The organism is Synechococcus sp. CS-1332, assembly GCF_025127995.1.
Classification (GTDB): Bacteria; Cyanobacteriota; Cyanobacteriia; order PCC-6307; family Cyanobiaceae; genus Cyanobium.
This window is the reverse complement of sequence record NZ_JAHLYP010000056.1, coordinates 71,289-84,155: the sequence shown is the minus strand read 5'-3', so window position 1 is coordinate 84,155 and position 12,867 is coordinate 71,289. Positions and strand designations below refer to the sequence as shown.

Below are 12,867 nucleotides of genomic sequence, written 5' to 3'. Positions count from 1 at the left end.
GCCGCAAACACCATGGACACCCTCGGCGTCCTCGAGGCCAGGAAGCGCTTCCCCGAGCTGCTCGATCGGGCCCATGGGGGCGAGGAGACCCTGATCTCGCGCCACGGCCACCCGGTGGCGGCCCTGGTGCCGCTCTGGCGGCGCCACCGTCCCCAGCGACAGGCCCTGATCGCCCTCAAGGGCAGCGGCCGCGCCTGCTGGACGGACCCGCTCCCGCCGAGCCAACCTTCGCCGATCCAGCCCCTGGACAGCGCCGCCAACCTGACCCTCGGCTCGGCTGTGGCCGTCGACGCCACGGTGCTGATCCCTTATCTGCGCGGCGACGCCTCCAGCCGCCACTCGGAGCCCCTGATCGCCTCGATCGCGGCCGGCCGCTGGCGGGGCGTGCTCAGCATGGCCACCTTGATGACGCTCATGGAAGGCCCCCTGCGCCTGGGGGACGAAGCGCTTGCGGCCCGCTACGAAGCGGTGTTCAGCGACCCGGCGGCCTGGACCCTGGTGAGTCTCACGCCCCAGGTCGCCCTGGCGGCGGCGCGCCTACAGCGCGCGATGGCGCCCGAGGTGGCTCTGGAGCTGGCCTCGGCCCTGCAGGGGGGCGCCACGGCGATGATCAGCCGGGACCTCCGCCTGCTCGCCGCCCTGCCCCTGCCTGCGCCACCCCTGCCCTGATGCCGATTCACCTCTACTGGGGCGACGATGAAGCCGCCCGCCAGCGGGCCCTGGCGGCCCAGATCGAAGCCCTGGTGGATCCGGCCTGGGCCACGATCAATCTGAGCCGCCTCGATGGCGGCGATCCCGGCCAGGCGGCCCAAGCCCTGGAGGAGGCCCGCACGGCCCCCTTCGGCGCCGGGGCCCGGGTGGTGGTGGTGCAGCGCAGTCCCTTCTGCCAGGCCTGTCCGGCGGAGCTGGCCGCCCAGCTGGAGGCCGCCCTCGAGCTGATCCCCGCCGATGGCCACCTGTTCCTGGTGAGCGAGGGCAAGCCCGACGCCCGGCTGCGCACCACCAAGCGACTGCGGGCCGTGGCGGAGGAGCGGTCCTTCCCCCTGCCCCCCATCTGGGACGGGGCCGGCCAGATCGAGCGGGTGGAGAGCGCCGCCCGGGACCGGGGCCTGGCCCTGGCCCCGGGGGCGGCCGAAGCCCTGGCCGAAGCGATTGGCAGCGACGGCCTGCGGCTCGCCAGCGAGCTGGAGAAGCTGGCCCTCCACGCCGGCAGCGCCGCGGGCCCAATCACGGCCGAGGCGGTGGCTGCCTTGATCGACGGTCAGGTCACCAGCAGCCTGGCCGTGGGGGATGCCCTGCTGGCCCAGCACCCCGCCGAGGCGATCGCCCTGGCAGAAGCGCTGCTGGAGGCCAACGAACCCGCCCTGCGTATCGTGGCGGCCCTGGCCAGTCAGATCCGGGGCTGGCTGTGGGTGTGCCTGCTGGAGCGCAGCGGCGAGCAGGACGTGGCCGTGATCGCCAAGGCGGCGGGGATCGGCAATCCCAAGCGGATCTACGTCATGCGCAAACAGATCCGCGGCCGCAGCCCCGAGCAGTTGCTGGCCCTGTTGCGCCGCCTGCTCGACGTCGAGGCCGCCCTCAAGCGCGGGGCCGACCCCGGCGACGCCTTCCGGGACGGCTTCCTGCTGGCCGCCCTGGCACAGCCCGGCAACGCCCCACGTCGATAATCGAGCCCGACGCGCCGGCGACGAGCCCATGGGCCTGCTGATACAGAAGTTCGGGGGGACGTCGGTGGCCGACACCGAGCGGATCCGGGCGGTGGCCCGCCGCATCGCCGCCAGCCGCGAGGAGGGCCACGAACTGGTGATCGTGGTGTCGGCCATGGGGCACACCACCGACCAGCTCACGGGCATGGCCGCCAGCCTCTGCAGCGACCCGCCGCGGCGGGAGATGGACATGCTGCTGGCCACGGGCGAGCAGGTGTCGATCGCCCTGCTGGCGATGGCCCTGCATGCCGAAGGTGTCCCCGCCGTCTCGATGACCGGTACCCAGGCGGGGATCATCACCGAATCGGCCCATGGCCGGGCCCGGATCCTGGAGGTGCGGACCGAACGGCTGCGCCGTCTGCTGGCGGATGGCCACGTGGTGGTGGTGGCCGGATTCCAGGGCACCAGCAGTGGCCATGCCGGCACCCCGGAGATCACCACCCTGGGGCGGGGCGGCTCCGACACCTCGGCGGTGGCGCTGGCGGCCGCCCTCGGCGCCGACGGCTGCGAGATCTACACCGACGTGCCCGGGGTGCTGACCACCGATCCCCGCAAGGTGAGCGATGCCCAGCTGATGGCGAGCGTCAGCTGCGACGAGATGCTGGAGCTGGCCAGCCTCGGGGCCGCGGTGCTCCACCCCCGGGCCGTGGAGATCGCCCGCAACTACGGGGTGCCCCTGACGGTGCGCTCCAGCTGGAGCCAGGCCCCCGGCACCCGTCTCACCAGTGGCCCGGCCCGGCCGATCGGCAGTGAGGGGCTGGAGCTGGGCCGGCCCGTGGACGGCGCCGAACTGGAGGCCGACCAGGCGGTGCTGGCCCTGTCCCACGTCCCCGACAGACCGGGCGTGGCCGCCACCCTGTTCGAGGCCCTCGGCACCGCCGGGCTGAACGTGGACCTGATCGTGCAGGCGATCCACGAGGGGGCCAGCAACGACATCGCCTTCACCCTGGCGGCGTCGGAAATGGAATCGGCCCGGCGGGTCTGCCAGGAGGTGCTGGCCGCCATGGGGGCCGATGGGGCCCAGCTCACGGCCGAAGCGGGCATGGCCAAGCTGAGCATCGCCGGCGCCGGCATCCTGGGCCGCCCCGGCGTGGCGGCCCGCCTGTTCGACACCATGGCCCGCCTCGGCATCAACCTGCGCCTGATCGCCACCAGCGAGGTGAAGGTGAGCTGTGTGGTGGATGGCCAGCTGGGGTCCCGGGCCCTGCGGGCAGCCGGGGAGGCTTTCGAACTCGCCGACCAGCAGCTGCGCCACGATCCGCCCCCCTGCCACCTGGGCGCTCCGGCGGTGCGGGGGGTGGCCCTCGACCGCGACCAGGTGCAGGTGTCGGTGCGCCAGGTGCCCGATCGCCCGGGAGCCGCTGCAGCCATCTGCCGGGCCCTGGCCGACGCCGGCATCAGCCTCGACGCGATCGTGCAGTCGGAGCGTACCCACGGCGGCCCCGAGGACCGGCGCCGGGACATGAGTTTCATCCTGCGGCGCGACGACCGGCCGGGGGCCGAACGGGCCCTGGTCCCGGTCCTGCGGCAGTGGGACGGCGCCTGCTTCGAGGAGGGCCCAGCCATCGCCAGGGTCAGCGCCGTTGGCGCCGGAATGGCCTGCACCGCAGGCACGGCGGCGCGGATGTTCCGATCCCTGGCCGATGCCGGCATCAACATCTCCCTGATCGCCACCAGCGAGATCCGCACCAGTTGCGTGGTGGCGGAGGCCGATGGGGTGCGGGCCCTGCAGGCGGTGCACCAGGCCTTCAGCCTCGGCGGCACGACCCACCACGCCGCCGAGGGAACGGAAGCACCAACAGCCGGAACAGCCTGCCCTTCCTAGGGTTGGGCCGGCTTCAGGGTGTCGGCATGTTGGTTCGGTTCTGGGGAACCCGCGGTTCGATCGCCAAACCCGGTCCCGAAACCTTCCGCTTCGGAGGCAACACCTCCTGTGTAGAGATCCGCTCGGGCGCCGGCACCCTGCTGGTGATCGACTGCGGCACCGGCGCCCATGGCCTCGGGCAGGCCCTCATGCAGGAGCGCCCCGACGGCATGGAGGGGTCCCTGCTGATCAGCCACACCCACTGGGACCACATCCAGGGTTTTCCCTTCTTCGCCCCCTTCTTCGCCCCTGGTCACGCCTGGGACGTCTACGGACCCAGCGGCCTCTCGGGCAGCCTGCGCAGCGTGCTCTCCGGCCAGATGCAGCACGCCTACTTCCCGGTCACCCTCGACCAGTTCGCGGCCACGATCCGCTACCACGATCTGGGCGTCGGCACCTTCCGCCTCGGGGACGTGGCGGTGACGACCCACCTCCTCAACCATCCTGCCCTCACCCTGGCCTATCGGCTCCAGGCCGATGGGGCCACCGTCGTCTACTGCTGCGACCACGAACCCCATACGGCCGAGCTCGCCAGCGGCCTCGGCCCGCTGTCCGGCCAGGACCTGCACTACGCGGAGTTCATCGAGGGGGCCGACCTGGTGATCCACGACGCCCAGTACACGGCCCTGGAGTTCCCGGCCAAGCTCGGCTGGGGCCACAGCTCGGTGGAATATGCCGTGCGCCTCTGCGAGGAGGCGGGAGTGGCCCGGCTGGTGCTCACCCACCACGATCCCCTGCGCAACGATGCGGCCATCGACCTGATCCTGGCCCGGGTGCACGCCGATCTGGCCGACCGGGGCTCCCCCCTGGAAGTGATGGCGGCCTCGGAGGGGCTGGTGCTGCGCACCTCCCCCGCCCCGGCGCAGGGGAAACCGAAGGCTGGCGCCGCCGGCATGGTCCCGGCGGAGACTCCCAGCGGCCCGCCGGCCCTGGTCTGGGTGGCGGACAGGGATCTGGAGGCGGCCCTCACCACGGCCCTGCGCCTGGAAGGCTTGCCCTGCCGGGCGGCCAGCGGTGAATCAGATCTGATACAGGCTCTCGAGCAGCAGGAGGCCTCGGTGCTGCTGCTCGAGCCGGCGCCCGGAGCAGAAGGCCCTGGCCTGTCCCACCGCCTGCGGGAGTTCCTGGGCAGGGGGGTGGCCGACACCCCCGTCCTGATGCTGGCCGCCGAGGAGAGCCTGACCCGGCGGGACGACCCCCTGGTCAGCGAGTGGCTGGTGCAGCCCATGTCAGAGAGCTTCCTGCGCGCCAGGCTCCGGGCCTGGAGCCTCGGCAGCCCCTGCCGCTGGCAGCGGGCCCAGCCGCCGGGTGACGAGCAGCGGCGCCTGCGACGCCTCGACGAGCTCGGCCTGCTGGACACGGAGCGGGAGGAACGCTTCGACCGCCTGACCCGGATCGCCGCCGCCGCCTTCGACGTGCCCATCGCCCTGATCAGCCTGATCGATGCGGAGCGGCAGTGGTTCAAGTCGTGCCACGGCCTGGCCACATGCCAGACCTCCCGTGATCTGGCCTTCTGCGCCCATGCGGTTGAGCAGAAGTCGGATCTGCTGGTGGCGGACACCTGGCTCGACGACCGCTTCGCGGACAACCCACTGGTGCTGGGTGAGCCACGGATCCGCTTCTACGCGGGCTCGCCCCTGATCCTCGACGATGGAACCTGCCTGGGCACCCTGTGTCTGATCGACACCCGGCCGCGCCAGCTCAGCAGCACCGAGCTGGACCTGCTCCACGACCTGCGCGACCTGGTGCTGCTGGAGATCTCCCCGACGCCATGGCCCCCTCGCCATGAAGTAAGAAAGTGCAGCCTTCACGAACGATCTTCATGGCCCGGCGCGGCACCGCCTCCTTCCTGAGCGACTTCAAGGATTTCATCAACAAGGGCAACGTGGTCGATCTGGCGGTGGCCGTGGTGATCGGCTCGGCCTTCGCCAAGGTGGTCGATGCCATCGTCAGCCTGGTGATGACCAACGCGCTGGAGCCGGCCCTGAAGGCGGCGCGGGTGGATTCGATCAGCGCCTGGCCCGCCGGCACGGTGATCGTGGCCCTGATCAACTTCCTGGTGATCGCCTTCGTGGTGTTCCTGATTGTGCGGGCGATCGAAGGGATGCGGCGCCAGGAAGAGGCCAAAACCATCGATGCCGGGCCCGACCCCCAGGCCGAACTGGCCGCCGCCGCCAACCGCCTGGCCGAAGCTCTCGATCGCCGCGCGCTCTAGGCGGCGGGCCGGCCCACCAGCTTCTGGCGCAGGTGCTTGATGCGATCGCGCAGGTTGGCGGCCTCTTCGAATTCCAGACCCTTCGCCGCCGCCTTCATCTTCTCCTCCAGCTGCCTGATCAGCTCGGGCAGGGCATCGAGGGAAACCTCGTTGTGCTCGGCCTGGTCGGCTGCCACCTCGAGCTGATCGTCGGTGAGCCGGCGTGAGAGCTCGAGGAAGGTGAGAATCGAGTTGCCTGCCCGCTTGCCGGCCGGGGTGGGGGTGATGCCATGGCGCTCGTTGTAGGCGTGCTGGATGACTCGCCGCCGCTCCGTCTCGGAAATCGCCTTGGCCATCGAATCGGTGAGGTTGTCGGCGTAAAGAAGCGCCATCCCATCGATGTGGCGTGCCGCCCGGCCGATGGTCTGGATCAGGGAGCGTTCTGCCCGCAGGAAGCCTTCCTTGTCAGCGTCAAGAATCGCCACCAGGGACACCTCGGGCAGGTCGAGGCCCTCCCGCAGCAGGTTGACCCCCACGAGCACGTCATAGGCGCCGTTGCGCAGATCCTGAATGATCTCGATCCGTTCAATCGAATGGATCTCCGAGTGCAGATAGCGCACCCGCACCCCGTTCTCGGCCAGGTAGTCGGTGAGGTCCTCCGCCATGCGCTTGGTGAGGGTGGTGACCAGCACCCGCTCCTGGCGATCGGCCCGCACGCGGATCTCACCGAGCAGATCATCGATCTGGCCCTCGGAGGGGCGCACCTCCACGATCGGATCGAGAACGCCGGTGGGGCGGATCACCTGCTGCACCACTTGGCCATGGCTCTGGGCCAGCTCCCAGGCTCCGGGGGTTGCCGAGACGAAGATGGTCTGCCGCGCCTTGGCCCAGAACTCGTCCCCCTTGAGGGGTCGGTTATCGGCGGCGCTGGGCAGGCGGAAGCCGTGCTCGATCAGCACCTGCTTGCGACTCTGGTCGCCGTTGTACATGGCCTGCAGCTGGGAGCAGGTCACGTGGCTTTCATCCACCACCAGCAGCCAGTCGTCGGGGAAGTAATCGATCAGGCATTCGGGCGGCGTTCCGGCCTCCCGGCCCGCCAGGTGCCGGGCGTAGTTCTCGACCCCGTTGCAGTAGCCCACCTGCTCGAGCATCTCCAGGTCGTAGGTGGTGCGCTGCTCCAGGCGCTGGGCCTCCAGCAGCCGACCCTGGCCATTGAGCACGTCCAGGCGTTCGCGCAGCTCAGCACGGATCGCCTGAATCGCCCCCTGCAGCCGCTCCTTGGGGGTCACGAAGTGCTTGGCCGGGTAGATGTTGATCGTCTCCAGACTCTGGAGGATTTCGCCGGTGGTGGGATCCACATAGCGGATCGCTTCCACCTCATCACCGAACAGCTCGATCCTCACCAGCCGGTCTTCGTAGGCGGGTCCGATCTCGAGCACATCGCCCCGCACCCGGAAGCGACCGCGGCTGATCTCGATGTCGTTGCGGGAGTACTGGTTGTTGACCAGATCCCGGAGTGAACCGCGCAGATCGAGCTTGTCGCCCACCTCGAACTTGACGGCGGCCTTGAGGTATTCCGAAGGGATGCCCAGGCCGTAGATGCAGCTGATCGAGGCCACCACGATCACATCCCGCCGCTCGAACAGCGAACGGGTGGCCGAGTGCCGCAGCATGTCGATCTCCTCGTTGATCGAGGCGGTCTTGGCGATGTAGGTGTCCGAGACCGCAACGTAGGCCTCGGGCTGGTAGTAGTCGTAATAGGAGATGAAGTATTCGACGGCATTGTTCGGGAAGAATTCCCTCAGCTCGTTGCAGAGCTGGGCCGCCAGCGTCTTGTTGTGGGCCAGCACCAGGGTCGGACGTCCCGTGCGGGCGATCACATTGGCGATCGAGAAGGTCTTACCGGTGCCGGTGGCTCCCAGCAGCGTCTGAAAGCGTTCCCCGCCATCCACGCCCTTGACCATCGCTTCGATGGCGGTGGGTTGGTCACCCTTGGGGACGTAGGGGGCGTGCAGCTGAAATGGCATCGGGCCATTCTGGCGTTCACCGCCAGGGAACGGCTCGGCGGGGAAAACCGATCAGCCCAGGCCGGTGGTGGCCGCCATCGCCCGGGTGAAGGGAATCTCCAGGCCGAGCCAGCGCAGCACGACGGTGCTCAGAACGCTGTAGGCCAAGGCCCCGAGGATGGCGCTGACCAGACCGTTCTTGAGCCGGAAACCCTGGATCAGCCAGGCGGCCAGGCCGAACAGGATGATCGTGATCAGCCAGTTGAACAGGAACGACACCGGGCTGATGATGCCCCCCAGGGAGGTGACAGCCCAGATCGGCCCGAGGATCAGCTTCAGCGGCCAGATCAGCAGCGTGCCCAGCAGACCGATGACGACGGACGACAGCAGGGCGACAGGGAAGCTGGCCATCTCCACCCCCAGGGGCAAGCGCGCCACCAGGAGCAGAATGAGGGCCCGGATCGGCCATTGCAGAAGCCAGGCAAGCGAGCCCATGGGAGGCGAAGCAGCGACCCGATCAGCTTACTGAGGCCGTTCGCCATGAACCACCGCCGCCATCGGCATCGCTTCCCGCAGGGCACGCACCACGGCCACCATGGCGAGTTCGTCATCGAGGCGATTGACGGCGGAGCCGACCCCGACACCGGCGGCACCGGCGGCCAGGGCCATCGGCACCGTGACAGCCGAAAGGCCAGAGGCGCACAGCACCGGCACGGCCACCGCCCGGCTGATGGCATGGGCGGCCGCCAGGGTCGGGGCGGCCTTTTCGATCAGGCCCAGGGCACCGGCACTGAGGGGACGGGCGCTGGTTCCGCCCTCGGTCTGGATCAGATCAGCGCCAGCAGCCACCAGCTCCACCGCCAGCCGCTCCTGCGCATCAAGGGGAAGGGTGTGGGGCACAGTGACCGAGAGCACCGTTTCGGGGAGCAGCTCACGGGTGCGGCGGGTGAGCGCCAGCACCTCCTCAGCACCGAAGACACGCCCCTGGGGATAGAAGCTGTCGTAGTTGCCGATCTCCACCATCGCCGCGCCGGCGTCCACAGCGGGGGGGAACAGGGCAGGATCCACCGCCGAGACGCAGATCGGCAGCTGGGGCGCCAGCTTGTGGGCAAGGCGAACCAGGGCCGGGTCACAGGCCAGATCCACCACGTCGGCCCCACCGGCAGCGGCGGCCCTGACCACCTGCTGCACGCGCGCCGCATCAAAGTTGTCCAGTCCGGCGATGACCTTCAGCGTGCGCCCCTGGCGGATCGCCTGCTGCAGGGCGGTGGGCAAGCTGGAGAGGCGGGACATCGGCGAGCGGACGGAAGCGTGACGTGATTCTCCCACCTGACCCAAGCCACCTGCGGCGGCCCTGGGGGAGGGACCAGGCGCGGCTGCACCGCCATCTGCTGCGGCGCCCCTCCCTGTTGCCGGCGGAGGGCTCGCTGCTGCTGGCCGTCTCCGGCGGGCAGGATTCCATGGCCCTGACCACCCTCCTGCTCGACCTGCAACCCCTGCATGGCTGGCAACTGCAGCTTTGGCACGGGGACCACGGCTGGCGCCCCGACGCCGCCCACCAGTCCGGCGAACTGCTCCAGTGGGCCCGGAGTCAGGGACTGGACCTGCAGTTCGATCGGGCCGATCCAGTCCCAGCCAGCGAAGCCAAGGCCCGGGACTGGCGCTACGGCTGCCTGGCCGAGGTGGCGCACCGCCTGGGCTGCACCCATCTGGTCACGGGTCACACCGCCAGCGACCGGGCCGAAACGGTGCTGCTCAACCTGGCCCGCGGCAGCCACCTGCGGGGCCTCGCCAGCCTGGGGGCCAGCCGCCCCCTCGGCCCGGAGGCCGGCCCCCTGCGGCTGGCACGCCCCCTGCTGGTCTTCGACCGCGCCGACACCGGCCGTCTCTGCCAGGAACGACATCTGCCCGTCTGGGAGGACAGCAGCAACGCGGATCTGCGCTTCGCCCGCAACCGGCTGCGCGCCGACGTGATGCCGGTGCTCGAAGCCCTCCATCCTGGAGCCAGCCGGCGGATCAGTGCCCAGGCGGAGCGGCTGGAGCAACAGCTCGAGGTGGAAGCGGAACTGCTGGGCCTGGCCCTGGGGGCCCTGGAGGCGGAAGACGCGCCTGAGCAACTGCAACGCCGACGGCTGGTCAGCCTCGCCCCAGCAAGCCAGCGCCGGCTGCTGCAGCACTGGCTGCACCGACAGCTGGGAAGCGCCCCGGACGCCAGAAGCCTCGACGCTCTGGTGAGCCGGCTGGCCCGGGGGGGGGATCCGGGCCGACTGGATCTGGCCAGAGGATGGCAACTGCACTGGGATCGCAGCACACTGTGGGTCCGAACATCTGACGCGCTCCATGGCTGAGACGACCGCCAACGAAGCCGCCCAGCGCTACGCGGTGATCGAGCAGGCCTACTCAAAGGAGAACTGGGCCACGGTGCTGCAGGAGGGGGAGGGACTGCTGCTGCAGCTGCGGCAGTCGGACAACCCCCAGCTGTTGGGACTGCAGATGCGTTTGCAGCTGCTGCTGGGCCATACCCAGCTCTACGGCTATGGCAACAAGGTCGCCGCCGCCGCCTACTACGGGACTGTGGCGGAGAAGAGCGGCGAAGCCGCCCTCACCAAGATCGCCACACAGGGAATCAACCAGTGCGCAATCGAAGAACCTGCCGCCGAGACGGCCCCGACCGAGGCCCCGACTGAGGCCCCAGAAGAGGCCGTGACGACGGTCGTCGCCCCCACCGCTGACGTTTCAGGGCCGGCGGCCCCCTGGCTCACGGCCGCAACAGCCGCCGATACAGCAACGGCGCCCACCATGGATATCGAAACGGCGCCCCTGGAGGAAGCGGCGGCTTCAACGGCAGCCGCCCCATGGAGCGAGCCATCGCTGATCCCGGAGGTGGTCGAAGAGCCGGAGCTGATCGAGCTGCACCAAGCCAACCCTTCCCTGGCCGAGGACGTGGAGCTTGCCTGGAAGGAGCCGGCCTCAGCCACGGCAACATCGGACAAGGCGGACGAGGACCTGGTCAGCGGCCTGATGCTGGTCCGGATCGGCTGAGGCTCAAGGAGAACCCCAGCCGAGTGGCTTGATCGATCAGCCCGCGGCTGCGGAGCGACGGCGGCGAACACGACCGCTGGGTTCCGGCTCCTCTGCGGGGGCCTTGGAGACAGCCGGTTCAGGTGCCGGAGCCGGCGCCGCGATGGTGGCCGCCGGAGCCGCAGCGGCGGCGGCCGTCACCAGCTGGCGCTGGGGTACGGCGGCGGCCGCCTGGCGGGCACCCCCGTCCCTGCGTCCGCCACGGGGCGCCGGACGGGTGTCGGGCTCGGCATCGGCCCGGCCCTTGTAGGCCGGGGTGCCGGCCGGAGCGGGCTGCACCAGGCAGATGATCAGCGGATCCACCTGCAGCTCGCGGCGCAGGCGGCGCTGCAGGCCCAGCTCCACCTCCCGCTGCACACCCACCCAGTCGACGTCCGGGGCCTTGCCACCGGTGTTGCGGGCGAGCTGGTTCCAGCGGTTCTCCAGCACCCAGGTGATCTCCCGTTCCGCCCAGACCGAGAGCTTGCGGGCATCGGCGGCGGTGACCACGCCGCGCAGATTCACCCGCGGCGGTGCCGCCATCACGCCGTCGGTGGTGATCACCGCCAGCAGGGTGATCACACCGTCCTCGGCCAGCTGCTGGCGTTCCTTGAGCACCCGTGCATCGACGATGCCATTGCGCGAGGCATCCAGCAGTTCGATGCCGGCCTTGACCGGCTCGCCCTTGTTGATGGTGTCGGGGGTGAGTTCCACCACGTCACCGTTGTCGATGATCAGAATGTGATCGGCCGGCACACCCATCGACTGTGCCGTCTTGGAATGGCAGACGAGCATGCGGTGCTCGCCGTGTACGGGCACGAAGAATTTCGGCTTGGCCAGCGCCAGCATCAGCTTGTGGTCCTCCTGGCAGCCGTGCCCGGAGACGTGGATGCCCTCGCCCTTGCCATAGACAACCTTGGCCCCCATCATCATCAGCCGGTCGATGGTGTTCACCACCGAGATGGTGTTGCCGGGGATCGGGCTGGCCGAGAAGATGATCGTGTCGGAGGACTTCACCTGTACCTGGGGATGTTCACCACGGGAGATGCGGCTGAGGGCCGCCAGCGGTTCGCCCTGGCTGCCGGTCATCAGCAGCAGGGTCTCCCGGTCGGGCAGGTCACGAATCTGCTTGATCGGCACGAACAGATCATCGGGGGCACGCATGTAGCCGAGCTCCCGTGCCTTGGCGATCACGTTGAGCATCGAGCGGCCCAGCAGACCCACCTTGCGGCCATTCTTCATCGCCAGTTCGAGAATCATCGAAACACGATGAATCGAGCTGGCGAAGGTGGTGATGATCACCCGGCCTTCCGCCTGGCTGATGTGGCGATCCAGGTTCGGGAACACGGACCGCTCCGGCGGAGTGAAACCGGGGATCTCGGCGTTGGTGGAATCGCTGAACAGACACAGCACACCCTGCTCGCCGTAATGGGCCAGTCGCTGGATGTCGAAGGTCTCGCCGTCGACAGGGGTGTGGTCGAATTTGAAATCGCCGGTGAAGACGATCACGCCGACGGGCGTGGTGATGGCCAGCGTGAAGCTGTCCGCCATCGAGTGGGTGTTGCGGATGAACTCCACCTTGAAGTGCTGACCGACGTGCACCACATCCCGCGGACCGACCGTCTGGATCGTGGTGCGGTCAGTGACCCCCGCCTCCTCCATCTTCCCCTGCAGCATCGACATCGCCAGCCTGGGGCCGTAGATGATGGGGATGTTGAAGTTCTTGAGGTGGTGAGGAATACCGCCGATGTGATCTTCGTGGCCGTGGGTGACCACCATGCCGCGGATGCGCTTCTGGTTCTCGCGCAGATAGCTGGTGTCGGGCATCACCACGTTGACGCCGTGCATGCCGTCGCTGGGAAACGCGAGGCCGGCATCGACGAGCATCAGCTCATCGCCGTATTCGAAGACGCAGGTGTTCTTGCCGATCTCGTGCAGGCCGCCCAGCGGAATGACGCGCAGGCCTTGGTGCTTGGGTTTGGCGCCGTTACCGGAGCGGACGATGGGATTGACGTTCTGACTGGACATGTAGGAAAA

Annotated in this window: 11 protein-coding genes; 7 read left to right on the top strand and 4 right to left on the bottom strand. The window is 69.3% G+C overall.

The genetic code is table 11. The features are described from left to right. Nucleotides 1-12: 12 nt before the first annotated feature. From KQ305_RS15125 to mscL, 5 genes are read left to right on the top strand one after another with little or no spacing between them, the layout of a single operon-like run. Nucleotides 13-669, top strand: a complete 657-nt coding sequence (locus KQ305_RS15125) for a type II toxin-antitoxin system prevent-host-death family antitoxin (RefSeq protein WP_259726222.1) — start codon at nucleotides 13-15, stop codon at nucleotides 667-669. Then, nucleotides 669-1,667, top strand: a complete 999-nt coding sequence (gene holA, locus KQ305_RS15120) for a DNA polymerase III subunit delta (RefSeq protein ID WP_259726221.1) — start codon at nucleotides 669-671, stop codon at nucleotides 1,665-1,667. The genes KQ305_RS15125 and holA overlap by 1 nt, the downstream gene beginning before the upstream one ends. A gap of 28 nt (nucleotides 1,668-1,695) precedes the next feature. Continuing rightward, nucleotides 1,696-3,531 (top strand): aspartate kinase, encoded by a 1,836-nt coding sequence (locus KQ305_RS15115; RefSeq protein ID WP_259726220.1) that lies wholly within the window; start codon nucleotides 1,696-1,698, stop codon nucleotides 3,529-3,531. A 26-nt stretch (nucleotides 3,532-3,557) separates the two neighbouring features. After that, nucleotides 3,558-5,423, top strand: a complete 1,866-nt coding sequence (locus tag KQ305_RS15110) for an MBL fold metallo-hydrolase (RefSeq protein ID WP_259726219.1) — start codon at nucleotides 3,558-3,560, stop codon at nucleotides 5,421-5,423. Further along, complete coding sequence (mscL, locus tag KQ305_RS15105; RefSeq protein ID WP_259726218.1) at nucleotides 5,393-5,785, top strand: large conductance mechanosensitive channel protein MscL; 393 nt, start codon at nucleotides 5,393-5,395, stop codon at nucleotides 5,783-5,785. Before KQ305_RS15110 ends, mscL begins: the two co-directional genes overlap by 31 nt. Here mscL and uvrB read toward each other — a convergent pair. The 3 genes from uvrB to KQ305_RS15090 are packed head-to-tail and all read right to left on the bottom strand — an operon-like array spanning nucleotide 5,782 to nucleotide 9,063. Continuing rightward, the gene (uvrB, locus tag KQ305_RS15100) at nucleotides 5,782-7,791 is read right to left on the bottom strand and encodes an excinuclease ABC subunit UvrB (RefSeq protein ID WP_259726217.1); all 2,010 of its coding nucleotides are present in this window, start codon (nucleotides 7,789-7,791) and stop codon (nucleotides 5,782-5,784) included. The genes mscL and uvrB overlap by 4 nt on opposite strands. A 51-nt stretch (nucleotides 7,792-7,842) precedes the next feature. Then, entirely contained in the window at nucleotides 7,843-8,265 is a 423-nt protein-coding gene (locus KQ305_RS15095; RefSeq protein WP_259726216.1) for a phage holin family protein, read from the bottom strand. 27 nt (nucleotides 8,266-8,292) lie between these two features. Further along, nucleotides 8,293-9,063 carry a DUF561 domain-containing protein gene (locus KQ305_RS15090; protein ID WP_259726215.1) on the bottom strand — a complete coding sequence of 257 codons (771 nt, stop codon included), beginning with the start codon at nucleotides 9,061-9,063 and terminating at the stop codon, nucleotides 8,293-8,295. 23 nt (nucleotides 9,064-9,086) lie between these two features. Between KQ305_RS15090 and tilS the strand changes: the two genes are divergently transcribed. Next, entirely contained in the window at nucleotides 9,087-10,118 is a 1,032-nt protein-coding gene (gene tilS / locus KQ305_RS15085) for a tRNA lysidine(34) synthetase TilS (protein ID WP_259726214.1), read from the top strand. Next, the gene (locus tag KQ305_RS15080) at nucleotides 10,111-10,812 is read left to right on the top strand and encodes a hypothetical protein (RefSeq protein ID WP_259726212.1); all 702 of its coding nucleotides are present in this window, start codon (nucleotides 10,111-10,113) and stop codon (nucleotides 10,810-10,812) included. Before tilS ends, KQ305_RS15080 begins: the two co-directional genes overlap by 8 nt. A 36-nt stretch (nucleotides 10,813-10,848) precedes the next feature. Here the strand turns inward: KQ305_RS15080 and KQ305_RS15075 are convergent, their stop codons facing one another. Further along, entirely contained in the window at nucleotides 10,849-12,858 is a 2,010-nt protein-coding gene (locus tag KQ305_RS15075) for a ribonuclease J (protein ID WP_259726211.1), read from the bottom strand. Nucleotides 12,859-12,867: the final 9 nt, after the last annotated feature.

Bases quoted from the DNA above. Each gene is read 5' to 3' on its own strand.
- KQ305_RS15125 (WP_259726222.1), top strand. From the start codon at position 13: ATGGACACCCTCGGCGTCCTCGAGGCCAGGAAGCGCTTCCCCGAGCTG.
- holA (WP_259726221.1), top strand. From the start codon at position 669: ATGCCGATTCACCTCTACTGGGGCGACGATGAAGCCGCCCGCCAGCGG.
- KQ305_RS15115 (WP_259726220.1), top strand. From the start codon at position 1,696: ATGGGCCTGCTGATACAGAAGTTCGGGGGGACGTCGGTGGCCGACACC.
- KQ305_RS15110 (WP_259726219.1), top strand. From the start codon at position 3,558: ATGTTGGTTCGGTTCTGGGGAACCCGCGGTTCGATCGCCAAACCCGGT.
- mscL (WP_259726218.1), top strand. From the start codon at position 5,393: ATGGCCCGGCGCGGCACCGCCTCCTTCCTGAGCGACTTCAAGGATTTC.
- uvrB (WP_259726217.1), bottom strand. From the start codon at position 7,791: ATGCCATTTCAGCTGCACGCCCCCTACGTCCCCAAGGGTGACCAACCC.
- KQ305_RS15095 (WP_259726216.1), bottom strand. From the start codon at position 8,265: ATGGGCTCGCTTGCCTGGCTTCTGCAATGGCCGATCCGGGCCCTCATT.
- KQ305_RS15090 (WP_259726215.1), bottom strand. From the start codon at position 9,063: ATGTCCCGCCTCTCCAGCTTGCCCACCGCCCTGCAGCAGGCGATCCGC.
- KQ305_RS15080 (WP_259726212.1), top strand. From the start codon at position 10,111: ATGGCTGAGACGACCGCCAACGAAGCCGCCCAGCGCTACGCGGTGATC.
- KQ305_RS15075 (WP_259726211.1), bottom strand. From the start codon at position 12,858: ATGTCCAGTCAGAACGTCAATCCCATCGTCCGCTCCGGTAACGGCGCC.